The sequence below is a fragment of the Crystallibacter degradans genome (assembly GCF_012952295.1).
Lineage (GTDB): Bacteria > Actinomycetota > Actinomycetes > Actinomycetales > Micrococcaceae > Crystallibacter > Crystallibacter degradans.
Map to the genome: position 1 here is coordinate 44,871 of NZ_JABBCH010000017.1, position 15,667 is coordinate 60,537.

15 protein-coding genes and 1 pseudogene are annotated in these 15,667 nt (G+C 62.4%); 6 read left to right on the forward strand and 10 right to left on the reverse strand.

Annotated features, from left to right (window positions below):
• Window positions 1-39: 39 nt before the first annotated feature.
• Window positions 40-363 (reverse strand): PASTA domain-containing protein, encoded by a 324-nt coding sequence (locus HGO92_RS19480; RefSeq protein ID WP_169997814.1) that lies wholly within the window; start codon window positions 361-363, stop codon window positions 40-42.
• A gap of 177 nt (window positions 364-540) precedes the next feature.
• On the opposite strand from HGO92_RS19480, the gene HGO92_RS19485 reads away from it, so the two are divergent.
• Window positions 541-765, forward strand: a complete 225-nt coding sequence (locus HGO92_RS19485) for a hypothetical protein (RefSeq protein WP_169997816.1) — start codon at window positions 541-543, stop codon at window positions 763-765.
• 434 nt (window positions 766-1,199) lie between these two features.
• A complete protein-coding gene (locus tag HGO92_RS19490; protein WP_169997818.1) occupies window positions 1,200-1,478 on the forward strand; it encodes a hypothetical protein in 279 nt (92 codons plus the stop codon).
• A gap of 69 nt (window positions 1,479-1,547) precedes the next feature.
• On the opposite strand, the gene istB is transcribed toward HGO92_RS19490, so the two are convergent.
• From istB to HGO92_RS19510, 4 genes and pseudogenes are all read right to left on the reverse strand, one after another.
• Window positions 1,548-2,330, reverse strand: a complete 783-nt coding sequence (gene istB, locus HGO92_RS19495; protein ID WP_169997820.1) for an IS21-like element helper ATPase IstB — start codon at window positions 2,328-2,330, stop codon at window positions 1,548-1,550.
• Window positions 2,327-3,845: pseudogene (gene istA, locus HGO92_RS19500) on the reverse strand (IS21 family transposase). Before istA ends, istB begins: the two are co-directional and overlap by 4 nt.
• A 90-nt stretch (window positions 3,846-3,935) precedes the next feature.
• Window positions 3,936-4,127, reverse strand: a complete 192-nt coding sequence (locus HGO92_RS19505) for a hypothetical protein (RefSeq protein WP_169997822.1) — start codon at window positions 4,125-4,127, stop codon at window positions 3,936-3,938.
• A 90-nt stretch (window positions 4,128-4,217) separates the two neighbouring features.
• Window positions 4,218-4,742: an SRPBCC family protein gene (locus tag HGO92_RS19510; protein ID WP_346769031.1), complete on the reverse strand. Its 525-nt coding sequence runs from the start codon at window positions 4,740-4,742 to the stop codon at window positions 4,218-4,220.
• A gap of 590 nt (window positions 4,743-5,332) precedes the next feature.
• Between HGO92_RS19510 and HGO92_RS19515 the strand changes: the two genes are divergently transcribed.
• Window positions 5,333-5,566 carry a hypothetical protein gene (locus HGO92_RS19515; protein ID WP_169997823.1) on the forward strand — a complete coding sequence of 78 codons (234 nt, stop codon included), beginning with the start codon at window positions 5,333-5,335 and terminating at the stop codon, window positions 5,564-5,566.
• A 477-nt stretch (window positions 5,567-6,043) separates the two neighbouring features.
• Here the strand turns inward: HGO92_RS19515 and HGO92_RS19520 are convergent, their stop codons facing one another.
• Window positions 6,044-6,214, reverse strand: a complete 171-nt coding sequence (locus tag HGO92_RS19520) for a hypothetical protein (protein WP_169997825.1) — start codon at window positions 6,212-6,214, stop codon at window positions 6,044-6,046.
• A gap of 942 nt (window positions 6,215-7,156) precedes the next feature.
• Between HGO92_RS19520 and HGO92_RS19525 the strand changes: the two genes are divergently transcribed.
• From HGO92_RS19525 to HGO92_RS19535, 3 genes are all read left to right on the forward strand, one after another.
• Window positions 7,157-7,576: a hypothetical protein gene (locus HGO92_RS19525; protein ID WP_169997827.1), complete on the forward strand. Its 420-nt coding sequence runs from the start codon at window positions 7,157-7,159 to the stop codon at window positions 7,574-7,576.
• A gap of 408 nt (window positions 7,577-7,984) precedes the next feature.
• On the forward strand, window positions 7,985-8,245 hold the full coding sequence (locus tag HGO92_RS19530) for a hypothetical protein (RefSeq protein WP_169997828.1): 261 nt from the start codon (window positions 7,985-7,987) through the stop codon (window positions 8,243-8,245).
• Between the two features lie 229 nt (window positions 8,246-8,474).
• Complete coding sequence (locus HGO92_RS19535; RefSeq protein WP_169997830.1) at window positions 8,475-9,665, forward strand: hypothetical protein; 1,191 nt, start codon at window positions 8,475-8,477, stop codon at window positions 9,663-9,665.
• A 72-nt stretch (window positions 9,666-9,737) separates the two neighbouring features.
• On the opposite strand, the gene HGO92_RS19540 is transcribed toward HGO92_RS19535, so the two are convergent.
• The 4 genes from HGO92_RS19540 to HGO92_RS19555 form a co-directional block, all read right to left on the reverse strand.
• Window positions 9,738-10,421: a matrixin family metalloprotease gene (locus tag HGO92_RS19540; protein WP_346769032.1), complete on the reverse strand. Its 684-nt coding sequence runs from the start codon at window positions 10,419-10,421 to the stop codon at window positions 9,738-9,740.
• 576 nt (window positions 10,422-10,997) lie between these two features.
• Window positions 10,998-11,459 (reverse strand): four-helix bundle copper-binding protein, encoded by a 462-nt coding sequence (locus HGO92_RS19545; RefSeq protein WP_169997832.1) that lies wholly within the window; start codon window positions 11,457-11,459, stop codon window positions 10,998-11,000.
• 251 nt (window positions 11,460-11,710) lie between these two features.
• Complete coding sequence (locus HGO92_RS19550; RefSeq protein WP_240974788.1) at window positions 11,711-12,409, reverse strand: DUF305 domain-containing protein; 699 nt, start codon at window positions 12,407-12,409, stop codon at window positions 11,711-11,713.
• Window positions 12,410-13,882: 1,473 nt separating this feature from the next.
• A complete protein-coding gene (locus HGO92_RS19555; RefSeq protein WP_169997834.1) occupies window positions 13,883-15,220 on the reverse strand; it encodes an IniB N-terminal domain-containing protein in 1,338 nt (445 codons plus the stop codon).
• Window positions 15,221-15,667: the final 447 nt, after the last annotated feature.

The following is a 15,667-nucleotide window of genomic DNA, read 5'->3' on the forward strand; positions in this document are numbered from 1 at the left end:
GTGATCCTTTACCGCACTGTCATCGCGACTTCGTCGCGGCTATGAAACGTTCCGATCGGGTGTCGCGTGCGCGGAGTCGGTTGGCAACGTCGAAGGACCCTCTCGAATTGCATTTGAATGTGCGTCGCCGTGCTCGACGACTTCGATCACGACCGAGTCCCATCGGTCAACCTCGGTGCCCGCCGATGGATGCTGCCAAGTGATATAGAAGAGACCTGGCCAAGCGAGTGCGCTGATCGGCGGACCGTCGGGATCAGGATTGGCGAGGGTGACACCTGCTTTGGAGGCCACGTCCCGGCCGACATGGAACGGCATTCCAACCACGTTGGGAACAATGGCTCGTTCTGGCGTCCGCTCGTCCATGACTTAAAGGTACGCGTTAGATTCTTCTCCGACCATGATTCAATGCTCTACTGGGCGCCAGCAATTCGGTGCCCGCGCGTGCCCTAGGACGATCGGCTGATGTGACGGCTCGCTTGAGCAACGAAGGCTCATAGCCCTGCCTAGGAAAAGCACAGGTCGACGTTGCTAACTTGAGCCATGGACGGTTCCGATTCAGACACGAAACTGCGGCGGGCACTTCTCGGGACTTCCTTTGCCTTCGGCATGGCTCTTGTTGGTTCCGGCATGTTCTTGGCATCGCTGATGATGGGCGTTCCTCTCACCGGAACGGCTTTCAACCTGGCCTGGATACTGGTGTCGGTGGGACTTTGCCTGAGTCTTTTCTGGTTCGTGGCCTACCTGCGTGTCATACGCAGAAGATAGGGCCCGCCCTGTTGGAGGGATCCAGAAGGGGACATGCCTTAGACGAACGGCGACGCAGCGAAGGATTCCTTTCCAGCTCTTCTGGCTTCTTCTAGTACGGTTCACGGCTTCCGCTGAAAGTGTTGCCGTCATATGAGGCGTGAAGCATGCTTGGTCTAGATCGGAAGGACGCGGCTTCGGATGAAAGAAGAATAATGGACCGGCTAAAGACGTGGCAGAAGGTTCTTGTCGGATTTGGAATAGCAGTCGTCGCCCTTATCTTGCTGGCCCTGTTCCTTCCCGCTGACTTCCGATGGGGAGCCGCTCTTCCTATGACTCTTGTTCGTCGCATACATGGCCCGTTTAGGCAGTGATTACATGAATCGAAACAACCGCCCTTCGAGGGAAATCGATAATCCTAAGTGAAGGACCTCTAGGCATCGGGAGCAAAACAAATGACTCCAAAAAGAATCCTCATATTCCTTGGCCTGCTGGTGGCCGTGGGAATAGCAGTCTGGATCATGACAGGATTCTCTGGTGACATCCTAGCTGCGGTAGTTATGGCCCTTGGCGTGGCCTTGGCGGCGACGTGGGGCGTCCGGTGGGGAAGCGCCCAGGCACGCGAAACTGAAGAGTATCGGCAGGATCTTATAGCGCGAAGGAAAAAGCCTGTCAAGGGCCAGTATTTCCTGCCCATTGGCGGCCAGGTTATGTGCCCGCCGGTGGCCAGTTAAACTGCCCGGTGGTGGCCAGCAAATCTGCCCACGTCGTGTTCTGCGGGGCTGGCCGTCCACCGGTTCGGGTTAGTTCAGGGCGTTGACTCCTTTCCCGGCGAGGGCCTGGGTCAGGCGGATGGATTTACCGCTGGTCTGGCAGACGTGGGCGTGGTGCAGCAGCCGGTCCACGGTCGCGGTGGCGAGGGTCTTGGGCATGAGCTCGTCGAAGCCGGCCGGGTGCAGGTTCGAGGAGACCGCGACGGAGCGTTTCTCGTAGGCGGCGTCCACGACACGGTAGAGGCCTTCGGCGGCGTCCGCGGCAACCGGGAGCAGGCCGATGTCATCGATCACGACGAGTTCGGCGCGCAGGATCCGGGTGACGGCTTTGGTGACGCTGTCATCGGCGCGGTGGGCGCGGATCAGCGTGCCGAGGTCTTCGAGGGTGAACCACGCGACGCGCATCCCGGCTTCGACGGCCTGCTGGCCCAGGGCTTCGAGGAAGAAGGTCTTCCCGGTCCCGGAAGGCCCGCAAACGACGAGGTTCTCGCGCCGGGTGATCCATTCCAGGGTACGTAGGGACTGCTGCGTCGGTGCCGGGATCGAGGACGCCTCGGGGTCCCAGGCGTCGAAGGTTTTCCCGGTCGGGAAGCCGGCGGCCTTGCGCCGGGTGGCGAGCATGGAGCGGGCGCGGCCTGCTGTTTCCTCGGCGAAGAGGGCTTTGACGATTTCGGCCGGTTCCCAACGCTGGGCGCGGGCGGTGGCGAGCAGCTCCGGGGCCAGCGCGCGGGCGTGGGGCATTTTCAGCTGCCGCATCAGCTGCTCGAGGTCTGCCGGCAGCGGCGGTGCGGTGGTTGTGGGCACGGGGTTCATTCGGTGTCTTCCTTCGCGTTGATGGCGCCGAGGGCGGACCAGGCGGCGGTGCCCTGGGTCAGGGAGCGGGTTTCGCCGGCGGCGTGGGTGGTGGTCCGGCGGGCGCCGGCGTTGAGGATGGAGGCCAGGTCGCCGTGGGCGAAGCGCCCGTTGACGGCGGCGTTGCCCAGCGCCCGGTCGACCGCGGCGGTGCCGGCGATTTTGGCCAGGGTCACGGCTTCGGCCATTTTCACGTTCATCCGGGCTGTTCCGGCCGCGGCGGCTTCGAGGAGCCAGGTCCGGGCGCCGTCGCCGATCGCGAGGAACTCGGCCTCCGCGGCGGTGCGGGCCGTGACCGTGTAGTCGCCGGGGATTTTCTCGCCGCTGCCGGGGAAATGCTCGTCAATGATGGCCGGGCTGCCCGGGCGGGCACGCCGGTGGCGGGCGACCTCGACCGGTCCCGCCGGGCCGTGGTGGACGATGATGACCTGCTCATCGATGCCGGTGCCGTGGGTGCGCACGAACACGCGGGCGCCGAGGGTGCGCCGGCACGGAGTACTGCGCGTTTTCGAACGTGACCATCGGCGTGTTCTGGGGAACCGTGCGGGAGAGCCCGAACGCGACCGTATGCGCGGCGTCCGGGATCCGGTGGAGCCGGGGCTGTTCCTCGGCGAGCATCGCCGCGGGCTTGCGCCGGGTCACCCGGTGCTCACGGTGGTTGACCTCGTCCATGAACGCCTCGCACGCCGATTCCAGCCCGGCGAACGTGGTGTACTCGGCCAGAAGGTTGGTGTCGGTGGGTACGATGTCGGCCTTGGCCAGTTTCACCGAGGCTTCGACGCCGCCCTTCGTCGCCGGATCGGCCGGCTGGCACGTCAGCACGCTCACCCCGTAATGCCGGGCGAACTCCAGGGTCTGCTGGTTACGTACCGGCACCCCGGCAACATGCATCGTGGTGACGGTTTTCTCGTTATCGGTCAGCACATACGTCGGGGCGCCGCCGAGGATGCGGAAGCACCGGTCCAGGGCTGCGAACACGCTCGGCGCGGTCCGGTCCCGCAGCGGGATCACGATCCGGAACCGGGACCAGGCCAGCCACGCGACGAACAGGATCGTCTTGACCCCGCCGATCCGGGGGCCGTCACCGAAATCATACTGAAGCCACATCCCGGGCTCCGTGATCCAGGGCCGGTGCACGCGGGTATGGCCCAGCCGCCAGGCCGCCTTGACCTGATGGACGGCGCGGCGGGTGGAACGCTCGGAGCCCTCGTAGCCGAGCAGGCGCAGCGTCCGGTGTACCTTATCCGCTCGGACCCGGCTGTTGGAGCGGTCGACCATTTCTTCGATCTTCGGCATGAACGCGTCCGTGACCCGGTCCCGGACCGCGCGTTCGGCGATCGGGCGTCCGGCATCACGGGCAGCAACATGTTTGGCCACCGTGTGGTGCGAACAGTCGGCCAGTTCGGCCGCGGCACGGAACGAGCCGGTCAGTTCGTAGGCAGCAAGAATTTCCATGATTTCTCCGTCAGACTTCATACAGGGCCTCTTCCTGGTTCAGTTTTGATGCGCTTAGACACCGTCATCAAACCCCAGGGAGAGGCCCGCACCGCTTAAGACGCGGTCGGTTCAGTAAGAAAGTGGGCAGATTACATGGCCGCGAATGGGCAGTTTTACTGGCCGCCAGCGGGCAATTTCGTGGCCATCTATGGGCAGTTTTTCATGGCCGCTGACAAAAGCCAGAAACAGAAATTCCTCCTGATTCAGAACCAGGATCCTGACGGCCACGATCAACCTCGGTTTACCGGTTGCTCGTCTCATAAGCCGATCCTTAGCCGGACACCCTTTCGGCAGGATTACTGAAACCTTGAGCAGCGTTCCAACGGGAACACAGTAAATCTCGGGAGGCGGTTATGGAGTGGTCAGGTATCGGTTGCGGGTTTCGATCAGACGTCGAAGATATCGGGTAAGGAACAGCTTTTCGACGATTCTGCCGAAGGGGCCGAGCGGTGCGGCGAACTCGATGCGGTCAACCATTACCGTATCTTCACCGTCGTTTAGAAACTCATGAACATGTCGGAAGCTCCGAAAAGGCCCCTTGACCTGTTCGTCGACAAAGTAGTCCGGGACAACCATCTCCGTGATCCTACTGGTCATGTGAATCGGGACCCCGAAGTGCCAGGCCCGCCAGGTTACCTCTTGCCCCAGCGAAATGAGGCCGGAGGTAACACCTGCGACCGCCTTCTCTTTGGATTTCGCCATCGAACCGACATGCGCATCGATACTGCGTGAGAGGTCAAAGAGATCAACCTTGCTGATTCGAGATCGTGTAACGCATTCAAAAGACGGCACAGACAAGTATCGCAGCCATGCACGCTCTAGCGGGCGCAGCATCAACCGAATGGCACGGTGAATTTCCTCAGAAAGCGCTTTCACGCTCGGGTCTAGCGCAATGCCAGCCCCTCGGTGCGATCGCCGCTAAAGCCCCAACATGAGAGTAATGAATGTTGCGATAGGTGCCTACAAGACTGCTCCTACACCAGGCGCCATGCGTTCGGAGTCAAATGCTGATTGCTTCAACGAGAAATAGCAGAGAAGCGCCGCAGGCAGGACAAATACGGCAGCCACAGCGCCTCGGTACATCTGCCAGGAGACAACCTGGATCTTGCAGACACCGGACCCAGCCTCGACGCTGCCGCCCGTCTCGGCACTCTCGTAGCCGGCCGCGTCCCCGTTCGGACATGGCCCTGAGCAGACCCCGCACGTTCCTGTTCCCTGCTACCCCTATTTCGGGGGGGGTTTGGGGATTGATTTTTGGGACTGAGGTTTTTCGAAGAACGGCACGAAAGACTTGTCCTGTCTTGATCGCGGGGAGCCACGGACACCCTAATGCGGTCAAGCACCGGTGCCCGGCCGTATCCCCCAACCACAGCCGGGCACCGGCCCCGACACCCTGGGGTCAGGAGTCCAACCACGAAAATTTGACTTATAAGTTCAAGTATTTTCCAATGATCGGGGAGCATTCCATGACACACGTCAGCATTATCGGTACCGACAACATGGGCCAGTCCATCTCCAGCGTTGTTACCAAGGGCGGCAATACCGTGGAGCTGCTCGTGCACGTCGACAGCGACAGACAAAAGCCAGTCACGGGTGAAAGTTGTAGTCCCGGCCGTGGCCACGGGCAGCTGTTCGACCACGCCCAGACTGTCCGCGGTCCTGAAGATGCGCAAGGAACTTGCAGGCTAAGCCGATTCTGAATCGGAGCCGATCCTTGAGTCGAGGGGGAGAGCATGAAACAAATCTCGATGAGATTTCCGCAGGTATCGTCCAGAACCGCCATCTCGCATGTTCCCGTTTGAACGCGCCCTGGGTGAAACGGACGCCCCTGCGGGTGAGTTGCTGTATGTCGTTGCCACGTCGTCAACTGAAAATGAGGTTAACGGGATACCGTCAACGACGAGTGTCCCTTTTAATACCTTGATCGCCGGGTTTGTGCCGGGCTTCAGAAGCAGGTCCACACCGTCTGGGGCCTCGGCGCTGAACACGGTCAGCCTTCACCTGCCGGCAGGTCAGCTTTCAGCACGAGACCGAGAACTCCGGATAGAAGGCGAGGGCTTTCCCTTGCCGTTCTTCCCCAGCGGCCGCCGGGCACCGGTTCCCCTTCCCTGCTTATGGATTTGGCCCCGCGTCCACGCCGGTCCCGGTGCCCCGGTAGTGGCTTTAAGGCGGACCGGTTAGAAATTCTCCCTGACTACCATCGCAATCTGCGGTCCGAGCAGGACTGCTACCAGCACGATGCCTGCTACCAGCAGCGTTGCAGCGATGATGCCCGTAACAATCCAAGGCAATGCCCCGGAGGTGCGCACTTTCTGATTCCAGTTTTCGGCCATGGTTTCCTCGCCCATAGTGCCTGATCGGCGCTTTAGTTCCTGTTGGAGCACCGATCCTTGTCCATCAATGGTGCTCAGGCGAAGGTGCACGGGCCAGCCCCCCTTTTAGGGGGCCAAATATTGGGCCTACAGCCGTCTTGATGTGTAGTGCCCGGCCACGTCCAGCAGATTAACTCCCGCCCAACGGGAGAAGCTCCCGGCCAGGTCCGTTTATCCCGTGCGTTCGCAGCATGGTATGCGGGGACGCCTCAAGCCTAGGTTCCTCCGCTACGACATGCCAGAGGTCAGGCGCTAAGTCTTTCCGGTGCTTCTGCCGGACAGCGAACCGGAAGACGTGGCTCGGTGCATCGAAGACAAGCTACGGATTTCCCAGGCTTCCCGCGGCGCCAGCTTGCGCAGTCAACTGAAAAGGTTGATACGGGTAACGCCCTCCGCATGGCGGCCGGCCCGGACGGGTGGCAGCCGTGGATGCGGCCCGGGGCCTTGCCCTGATCGGTATCATGGCGGTTAATCTCCTGCCGGCTGAGACGGAGGAAGGCAACCCCCACACTGGAATGGGTCCTGCTCGGTGAGCGAGCTGCGGCCCTCTTCGCCCTATTGGCAGGCGTTTCAACAGCATTCCTCACCAGCGGGCGCAGGTGCACCAAGGGTAGGACTCTGGCCGCTGACCGTTCCGCGCTGGCCCTGCGCGCGGTGCTCATCACCTTGATCGGAGTGCTGCTGGGATACACCGGCAGCCCAAACCTGGTCATCTTCCGTACTACGGGATCCGTTTCCTTCTCGCCACCCCCTGGTGACACTGTCCCGGCGCACGCTGTTGGTTCTGGCGGCCGGGTTCGCGGTCCTCGGCCCGGTGGCCATGCAGCTGGTCCTCGTGTGGTGGCCGGACTACGCCGGGCGCGGTGCGGACTACACCTTCGGGACCATCGCGCAGGACCTGGCCGTTTCCTGCTCGTCATGCTCCTGCCCGGTTTCTACCCCGCTGTGCCCTGGCTGGCCTACATCTGTGCAGGCATCGCCATTGGACGGCTCAACCTCACCTCGAAACGGGTCGCCCTCACGCTGCTGGGCGCCGGATCCGCCCTGGCCGCCTGCCTGTGGACGCTCTCGGCGTTCCTGCTTGGACCGGCGGGAGAATACGAACGCCTGGTCGCGGCCACCCCTGACCTCGGAGCGGACGGGGTTCAGGAGATCCTCGCGTTAGGTGCGGACCTGCCCGCGAAACAGGCGGGTGACTGGCCGTCCTGGACCATACCTCCACGCCGATCCCGATCCTGCAGACCCTGGGAACGACCGTGGCAGCGCTGGGCACCGTTCTTCTCCTCGTTCCCTACGCTGGCATCGCCTTCGAACCGATCGCTGCCATGGGCTCGATGACATTGACCTTCTACTCCGCCCACATCATCATCGTGGCCGCTGGCGTCCTGCCCGCCGACGGGCCGCTCATGTCTCTGGCGCTCCAGACCCTCATATCTCCTCTTCGCCGTGGTGTGGCGCAGGACCGTCGGAAAGGGCCCCTCGGGCATCGTCGCAGCCCTCACGGGTAAACTCCGCGCCTCTGTCACTGGGCACGCCGCGTCCCTTTCCGCAAGGGGCTGGAACCCCATACCGTTAACGGGATATTTCCTTGCCCTGGGGCTTACTCCTGACAGGCAGCAGCAAAGCTTCTCCCATTGTGTAACGCCGGCAACAGTCCGGATCACGGATGTGACGCCTGGGTAATGCGGGGATGACGCTCCCGTTACAGAATGGCGTTCAGGAAGTTTCTAATAGCAGGCACGAACAATGACAGAGGTCCGGATGAGCGCTGGCATGCAGAAACGCGTCTCCCTGACGGAAACAGCCGCCCCTGAAGCCGAAGGGACGGTCCGCGCGAAACGCTTTGCAAGACGTCGTGCCCTTGGTGTTGATATTGCCCGCGCCATCGAAGGAGAACACCTCATCGGCAAGCATCCTGCCGTCGCTGAAAGAGTCGGGGCGGAAGCCCTTCTCACCCTTCCGACCCTGGCACGGCTGCGGGTACACGATCGGACCAGGTACGGCTAGCGGCGCCGGCCTGGAAACGCCCGCTCCGGCAGGTCACACCGCCATGCTAGTCCGGCTGCGCCAGCAACCATCGACGACACGAACCCGATACCCGGGATCACTGACATGCAAACCTCACCGCCATTTACGGCACGGACTGATTAGACCAATACCCCGGCGGAGCACCGCCCGGCCGTGGGCCGGCACCCTTGGGGCGGCCCGGCCGACTTCCCCTTCAAGGAGGACTGCCATGCAGAAGATCTACCTTGTACTGCTTCTCATCCTGCTCACCGGGTGCACGCCAAGCCAAGTCGCCGCCCTGCCGTGCGTGCTCTCTCCGCAAGACATGCCGGCGACCTGGAGGCCGGACGGTGAAACCCAGCGCAGGCTCCCGGCCGGCCCGTGGACGGAAAGGGAAGCAGCTGACGCCACCTACGCCATCACTACCGGGCTCAACGAAATGGTCAACCTGTACAAGGAACGCCCTGCCGCTGTCGAGGACCTTTGGGAGGATTCGGTCGCCTCATTGATCGAAGTCACCTACTCCAATGCCAGCCCCGCTTCGATCAGCGCGACCGCCACCGACGCTGCCCGCCGCAATCTCGACCAGCTGATCCGGCCCTATCTGGAACGGGACCCCGCTAAGGCAGCCTGCAACGAGTACGACGAGCTGCTGCCCCTCGCCGCCTACGCGTACAAGCAGTTCGATGCGAAGGACCCCCGGGCCGCGGCCACCCTGTCCCTGACCAACGCCTCCTTCGCCGACTGCGGCAGCCTGACCAAGGCCATCGGCATGGACTACCCAAGACTCCTGAGCAGCAACAAGGTCACGCTGGAAGAAGCCTTCGACCTGGTTATCTGGAGCCTGCTCTTCATCGAGGGCCAGGTGGTTCCGGGGCTCGATCTGCCGGCCGAGGCGAAGGCCATGCCGGCCCGCCTCTGGGATTTCCTGCGCACCTATCGTCTGCCCAACGCCGACGAATACAGTGACGGCGCCGAAAATGACGAATTCATCGAGGCAGCCTACCTTGCCACGCACATCGCCTACATTCCGACCGGCAACCACCGCTATCCGCTCTACGTCGAAGACTCCCAGCCCCTCTACGATTTCCACCGGGAGAACTTTTACGCCGTCCTCGAGATGGGAGAACTCGACCTCGTCGCCGAGTTCGTCGACTCCCTGCGCCAGTACGGATGCACCCCCGGAAACGACCTGCAGGTTCGTGACGGAACCCGGTACCTCCTGGGTGTCTTCCACGGTGGCCGGGACCGTTGGATGAACTACCGGGAACCGGGCGAAGCCGATGCCGAGGTGGAAACCTACGACTTCATCCATAAAGCCTGGACCGGTGTACTGGGCGTTCGCGACCGCGCCATTGAATCACCCGAACCCGGAACCTACGGCGGCGTCGTGCGCTCTTGGCTCCCCGTGCCGCAATAGGCCTACAGGATCAACCGCATGACGTGGTCAACCGCTCGACATGGAAATGGTACAGCGGAATCTTCTCAGGGCTCACCCGTAAATGGCGGCAAGGTTTGCGAAATCGACAGCGTCGGGAACCGGGTTTGTGTTGTCGGTGGTGACTGAATTCATGACGTCGGAGCGTTCAAGGCGGTGGTCCAGGCCGAGGGTGTGCCCCATTTCGTGAACGATGGTGGCCAAAGCCCCGTTGTCGGTGGCCCGGCCCAGCGCCCGGGTGTACAGGATGATCGTCGCGCTTTCCATATGGGCCCCGCGCCCTTTCCACTCCATCTCCCCGTCCGTGTTCCGTGTCGGGCTGCCGTCTTCGACGACGGCCACACAATTAGCGTCGACGGAGCAGGTCTGGACCGGCACCGCGTTCAGGCATGGACTCTCCGACCAGATGGCCGAAGCATCGGCCAGCAGCCCGGCATAGCGCCCGGAAAGCCTGCTTGTCTCAAACTCCACCACCAGCTCTTCCCCGGCCGGCTTCTGCCACGGCCTGACCGGGGAATCCTCCGGATCGATATCCTGCACGTGTGCGCCCTCTGGCGCCACGCATACGGACGGGGCGTCCTTGATGCTTTCACCCGGCTTGATGCTTTCACCCGGGCTGTCGTCCCGTTCCTGGCCGGAGCTGCCGGAGTTTTCCTGGGTGACTTCACCGGTTTGATCCGCCCCCTGGCTGGGCGTGCCTGCGCAGGATGCCAGGAGCAGACCCGGCCCCAACACCACTAACGCCAGTGCCCTCCTCGCCGAGGCAGCATGCCGACACCGGTAAGGCATCGTGTGCCGGGTACTACGGCTGTCCTTTTCGATCATCATCCTGGCTCCCCCGTGCTGTGGCCTCCTGAATGAAACCCAGCCTAGGAAGGATGGCTATGTTTTTACTGTGCCTGCAGGTTGTTTTTACTGTGCCTGCCGGCCGGGATGAACCGGGGGCTTGGATCGGGATCGCTGGTAGCGGCCCAGCCAGGCCGCCGCGGACAACCCGGCGGGGCCGCCGCCGACGACTAGCGTGTCGACAGCAGAAGGAAGGCCGGAACCCATCGGTCTCCATTTCGTACGTTTGGAAGTCTCTTCTGGCACAGCCCGTACGCCGTCTTCCCGGAACGCGCCGAGACCGGACACAGCCGGGGATCACATCCCATGGCCATCCTTTTCAAGGTCGTATCCAAAGATTCGCCGATCACCGGCAGCCAGCAGGACGACACGCGCACGGACCAGACCGGCAACCTACGTTGAATGAGCCGGAAGGCACAGCCGTTTCACAGCCGTGCCTTCCGTTGCCGTCCGGGATGCGTCTTGTGGTTACGATAAGGCGTCCTTGACCTTGCCCATCAGGCCGTCCTCTCCAGAGGAACCGTTCCCAAGGCTGGCCAGAAGCTCATTGCAGGCCTGCTCGCAGCGCCGGCAGGATTCCGCGCAGACACGGCAGTGCTCGTGCATGGAAGCATGCCGTTCGCACTCATCCGCGCACGCCTTGCAGGTCGCGGCGCAGGCCTGCAGGACAGCCCGGGTCACGTTAGCGTCGTAACCGGTGTGGCGGGAGAGGACGTTCCCGGTCGTGACGCAGATGTCCGCGCAGTCCAGGTTCGTCCGGATGCATTTGGTCAGTTCGGCAACCATGCCTTCGCTGAGACAGGCGTCCCCGCAGGCTGTACACGTCTGCGCGCATTCAAAACACGCTGCAATACACTCCGCAAGCTTCGACTTGTCGATACCTCCCAGATCCTTCGGGTAGGTATCAAGCATTGAGGTGATGTGGCTCATTATTGCTCCTTCTGCGTATCCGTGGATGGAGCGGACGGCCCTACCGGCCACCCCCGCAATCCACAGTAGCCTTACTATTGGGCCGCCGGAACCCCTCGCCGGGGTCCCACGGCCGGGACTTCAAGTTCCCGCTGGACTTCGACCCCGCATGAACCGGGGGTTCGAAGTCCAGCCGGGTGTCCTGTCGCCGCAGGCGGTCTGCGGCGACAGGACAAGCGCTCTGCCAGGTGCCGGGAAGAAATGACGGAGTGCTAGTGCCTGCCTGAAAGCCAGGTACGGAAATCCGCGGCTTCGGCTTCCTGGGTCACGATTCCCGTGGTTGCGGCCACGCGCAGCTCGGCGTGGGGAGCCCGTGACTGCGGCTCGAGGAACTCGATGATTCCGGCTTGATGATGTGGAATCATACGCACCACGAAGGCTTCATCGAAGTCATCGCCGGCTTCGACCCGGCGCAGTTCCCGGATCGTTCGTTTCGTTTCACGGTCCATCTCCCTCATTTCCGCGCGAGCTTCACGCGGGGCCTGCTCCCGGGCTTCCTCAGGGGTCAGCCCATACCATTCGTCCAGCCACCGGGTGAACTGGTCGATCTGATGCTGCTGGCTGGCAATGATGTTCTCCGCATGGGTGCGGATATCAGGGTCCTCACCCCGCTCGAGTTCGAGCTGCGCCATCTCGATGGCAGCTCGGTGGTGCGGGATGATAGCGGCCATAAACGTGACTTCAAGCTCCTCACCTTCCAAGCCGGCAAGGGTTTCCCCGAACTCATAGGCGGTCGGCGACGTCGGTTCCGGCTGCACATCTGATTGTGACGCGGCAGTTTCTGCCGTTGCCGGTGCCATCAGAACTTGCGCGGAGGCAGTTGCTGCAGGGACACCAGCAAGCAGGGCCGCCAGGACAACTGCGGAGGCCGCAGCGGTGCGGCCGCGGCGGCTACCAGGAATGGTTTGCATGGACGTTCTCTCCCTTATCTGGAAGTTGTATTCGGGGTTGTCCCAAGGAGCCGGGCAAGCCGATACCGCCGTTCGCAGCCGGTCTCGCTATTGGTAAAACACCCTCACGCACGGCGCGGACCATGCCACGTGAGCTGGAAGCGCCGGACCGACTGTAAGTCCGCTGATGTATGCGAACAGCGTGCCCGGACGCGTGCGGATAGGTAACCAGCGCTACTTGTCCAACGGGATTTCCACGGCGGGTTACTTCTTGATGGATACGAATCATTCCGCCGCGACCTTCGAATCCTTTTAGCGGTATCACCTCCTGGGGGCGGACGTCTTGAGTGAACGAGTGCCTGCCCTGATTCGACGCTGGTCCTGTCGGGCACTAAGTGCATGTTGTCCCGGCGGTGCCGCCGCGCCACGTGCAGGGCTGGAAATGCTGCTCAGTGCTAGTGAGGGATTCGGCTCATCGGCCCTCCTCCCTCATCACCGCAGCCGATCTCCGGTTAAGCTGCCGGAACCCAGCGGTTGAGCCGGCCCCAAATAAATGAAAATCCTTCACCACATTCCCCCATGGTTGACTCCCCAGGAACAGCCACCGTTTAGGGCGGAAAGCGAAACGGGCCACCCAGGAAACGGGTCGGTTGTTCCGCTTTTCCGGGGAGCCCCAACTTCCCCTTATTTTCGATACTAAGTGCGCTTATCACCTTCGCAGATCGCTTCATTGTGCGCAACCCATCGCGTTGGCTCAAAAGATGTCCCCGTAGCCACCGATGTGACGCCCCCACCGGAGGCCGCCGGTCAGCTACGACACCGCTTTCCACGAGGCACGGACCGTGACGTGCCCGAACGGGACGACCCCGTAAGATCACGGACAAAGGACACGTCCGTTCGGGCCGGCGTGAAAGCCGAGTGCCTGAGCGGGGAAAAGGGCCGGAAGAGCAGGATCGGCGAGCATCACCGGCGGCAGCGCCCACCGCGCCACGGTCGCGGACAAGGCCGTCCAAGCCGACTACCGGCAAGCCGTCCCCTGGTAGAGACGTCCCTGTCCTGGCTTACCGCCCCGGGGCTAATCGGCGCCTGCGCTACCGGACCGCGAAGAACGATGCCTGGTTCAAACTGCGCGTCGGCGGGGTGAACCTCAAACGCCTTCCCCTCCGGGCTGGGCGTCCGGAACGAGGCCTGCGCTCTGGGGCAAGGCCCGCCTCCGGACACCGGCCACACAAGGGCAGGAACAGCCGCAACGCTCCCGGGCCGCTCCACCAGCCACAGGCCCGAACTCTACGCGGCATTCTCCCGCCCGCCTCAAAACCATCAACAGATCGGGCCCCCGGCACGCCCGGATCAGATCGTCGAAATACCCCCGTTCAGCAGCGACGCGCCGCTTACTGTATGAGGTCACGCCGGGGCCCGGCAGCAAGCTTGATGCTTGCTGCCGGGCCGGTGCCGCTGTTCCCCCGGGCTGCGGTCCCCCTTCAGGTGGCTGTCTTAGCCGGCTGCGTGCTCTGCCGCGGGTTCGATCTCAGCCTCGAGGTTGAGCTCGTTGTCTTCGATGATGACGGAGTCATCGATCGGGGCGAATTCGAGGTCGATGTCTCCGACCTCGACGTCGGTATTCGTCGAGTTATCGGAGTTGTCGTTGAACGAATCCTCCAGCTCCACGTCGATCTCGGTGTTGCCCACATTCTCCAGGGAGTTATCGGTCGAGTTGTCGTTGAACGAATCCTCCAGCTCCACGGAGTTATCCGTCGAGTTATCGTTCAGCGAGTCCTCCAGCTCGACCTGCACGGAGTTGTCCGTGGAGTTGTCCTCATTGAACGAGTCTTCCACCTTGATCTCGGTGTTGCCCACGTCTTCCAAGGAGTTGTCCGAGTTGTCGTTGAACGAATCCTCGAGCTCGACATCGATGTTCTCCGAGTGGTCCTCGGAGTTGTCGTTGAACGAATCCTCGAGGTCCACGTCGACGGAGTTGTCCTCGGAGTTATCGGAGTTATCGTTGAACGAATCGTCCAGGTCGACGTCGGTGTTGTAGGAGTCTTCGACCGACTTGTCCTCATTGAAGGAGCCGTCGATGTCCGTATCGATGTCGGTGTTGCCGATCTCGATGTTGGCGTCGTCGCCGGCATGGACGTTGGTGGAGTTATCCTCCGAGTTGTCCGTGGAGTTATCCACCTCGGCGTCGTCGCCGGCAGCCACGGAGTCGTCGCCGGAAGCGATAACCGCGTCGTTATCGAAGAACTGGGTGACGTCGCCGTCGGCCCAGATGTTCTGGTTCACGGACTGGTCGTTGATGGTGTCCCGGTCATCGATCGTGGAGGTGTAGGAATACTCGTTGACGATGTGGGTCAGCTGCTGCACAGCATGGCCGTGGTCATCATCGTGGCCCTTCTCCCCATCCTTGCCGTAATCCTTCTCCGCGTCATTGCCGGAACCCTTGTCGTGGTCCTTCTCTGCGTCGTGGTCCTTGCCGTGGCCCTCGTCCTTGCCGTAGTCCTTCTCGGCGTCGTGGTCCTTGCCGTGGCCCTTCTCGGCGTCCTCGTCCTTACCGTGGCCTTCGTCCTTGCCGGCACCGTTCCAACCGTTGTCGCCGCCGGCCCAGGAGGTGTTGCCGCCGGTTTCGTAGTCGCGGTCGAAGGATGAATCGGCCCGGACCGGGGCGTAGTCCAGGATGACAGGCATGATCGCATCCACGTCGTCGGAGCTGACACCGCCGAGGCCGGCAGCTTCGAGGCTGCCTTCAGGGTCTTCGCGGAAGTCCGCGGCGGCTTCCGGATCGCGGAGCAGGTTCATGATGAATTCAAGCAATGAAGAAGCAAGTGTAGGCATGAGTGGTTTCCCCAGTTCGTGTATGGATGGTGGCCCGCCGGGCGTTGCTGCCTGGCGTGATTCAAACCTAGGACAGGGGGGCCGGGACCGGCATCGGTAGTTTCCCCCCTACTGGCAGGCACCCGCATGGGGATTGCACAGTCCTTGGATTAGGTAGTGAGGGGTTTCGACGTTTCCGCTTTGAGGGGCGGTGTTTAAAAGACGACGAAAAGGAACACCACAAGGTCCGGGATGGTGAAGCCCGCGCCGGGCAAGATAATCCGATGGTGAACGTAAGGGTTTGCGTTTCCCGAATCGCTACGCGCCCGTGCCTGCGCAGATAAAGCGGCGGGCTGTCTTGGCAACGGCCGCTCCTGGCGGCACGTCATTTCAAAGGCGCTCGAATCAGAACCCTTGCGCCGGCGCACAACCGGGAAGAGGGCTGAACGACGACCGGTGGCTGCGATG

What these genes read in the sequence shown, in the direction of transcription:
- HGO92_RS19505 (WP_169997822.1), bottom strand. Translation starts at nt 4,127, where the DNA reads ATGAGACGAGCAACCGGTAAACCGAGGTTGATCGTGGCCGTCAGGATC.
- HGO92_RS19550 (WP_240974788.1), bottom strand. Translation starts at nt 12,409, where the DNA reads ATGCAAACCATTCCTGGTAGCCGCCGCGGCCGCACCGCTGCGGCCTCC.
- HGO92_RS19525 (WP_169997827.1), top strand. Translation starts at nt 7,157, where the DNA reads ATGCTCCTGCCCGGTTTCTACCCCGCTGTGCCCTGGCTGGCCTACATC.
- HGO92_RS19545 (WP_169997832.1), bottom strand. Translation starts at nt 11,459, where the DNA reads ATGAGCCACATCACCTCAATGCTTGATACCTACCCGAAGGATCTGGGA.
- HGO92_RS19480 (WP_169997814.1), bottom strand. Translation starts at nt 363, where the DNA reads ATGGACGAGCGGACGCCAGAACGAGCCATTGTTCCCAACGTGGTTGGA.
- HGO92_RS19530 (WP_169997828.1), top strand. Translation starts at nt 7,985, where the DNA reads ATGACAGAGGTCCGGATGAGCGCTGGCATGCAGAAACGCGTCTCCCTG.
- HGO92_RS19535 (WP_169997830.1), top strand. Translation starts at nt 8,475, where the DNA reads ATGCAGAAGATCTACCTTGTACTGCTTCTCATCCTGCTCACCGGGTGC.
- HGO92_RS19515 (WP_169997823.1), top strand. Translation starts at nt 5,333, where the DNA reads ATGACACACGTCAGCATTATCGGTACCGACAACATGGGCCAGTCCATC.
- HGO92_RS19520 (WP_169997825.1), bottom strand. Translation starts at nt 6,214, where the DNA reads ATGGGCGAGGAAACCATGGCCGAAAACTGGAATCAGAAAGTGCGCACC.
- HGO92_RS19485 (WP_169997816.1), top strand. Translation starts at nt 541, where the DNA reads ATGGACGGTTCCGATTCAGACACGAAACTGCGGCGGGCACTTCTCGGG.
- HGO92_RS19555 (WP_169997834.1), bottom strand. Translation starts at nt 15,220, where the DNA reads ATGCCTACACTTGCTTCTTCATTGCTTGAATTCATCATGAACCTGCTC.
- HGO92_RS19490 (WP_169997818.1), top strand. Translation starts at nt 1,200, where the DNA reads ATGACTCCAAAAAGAATCCTCATATTCCTTGGCCTGCTGGTGGCCGTG.
- istB (WP_169997820.1), bottom strand. Translation starts at nt 2,330, where the DNA reads ATGAACCCCGTGCCCACAACCACCGCACCGCCGCTGCCGGCAGACCTC.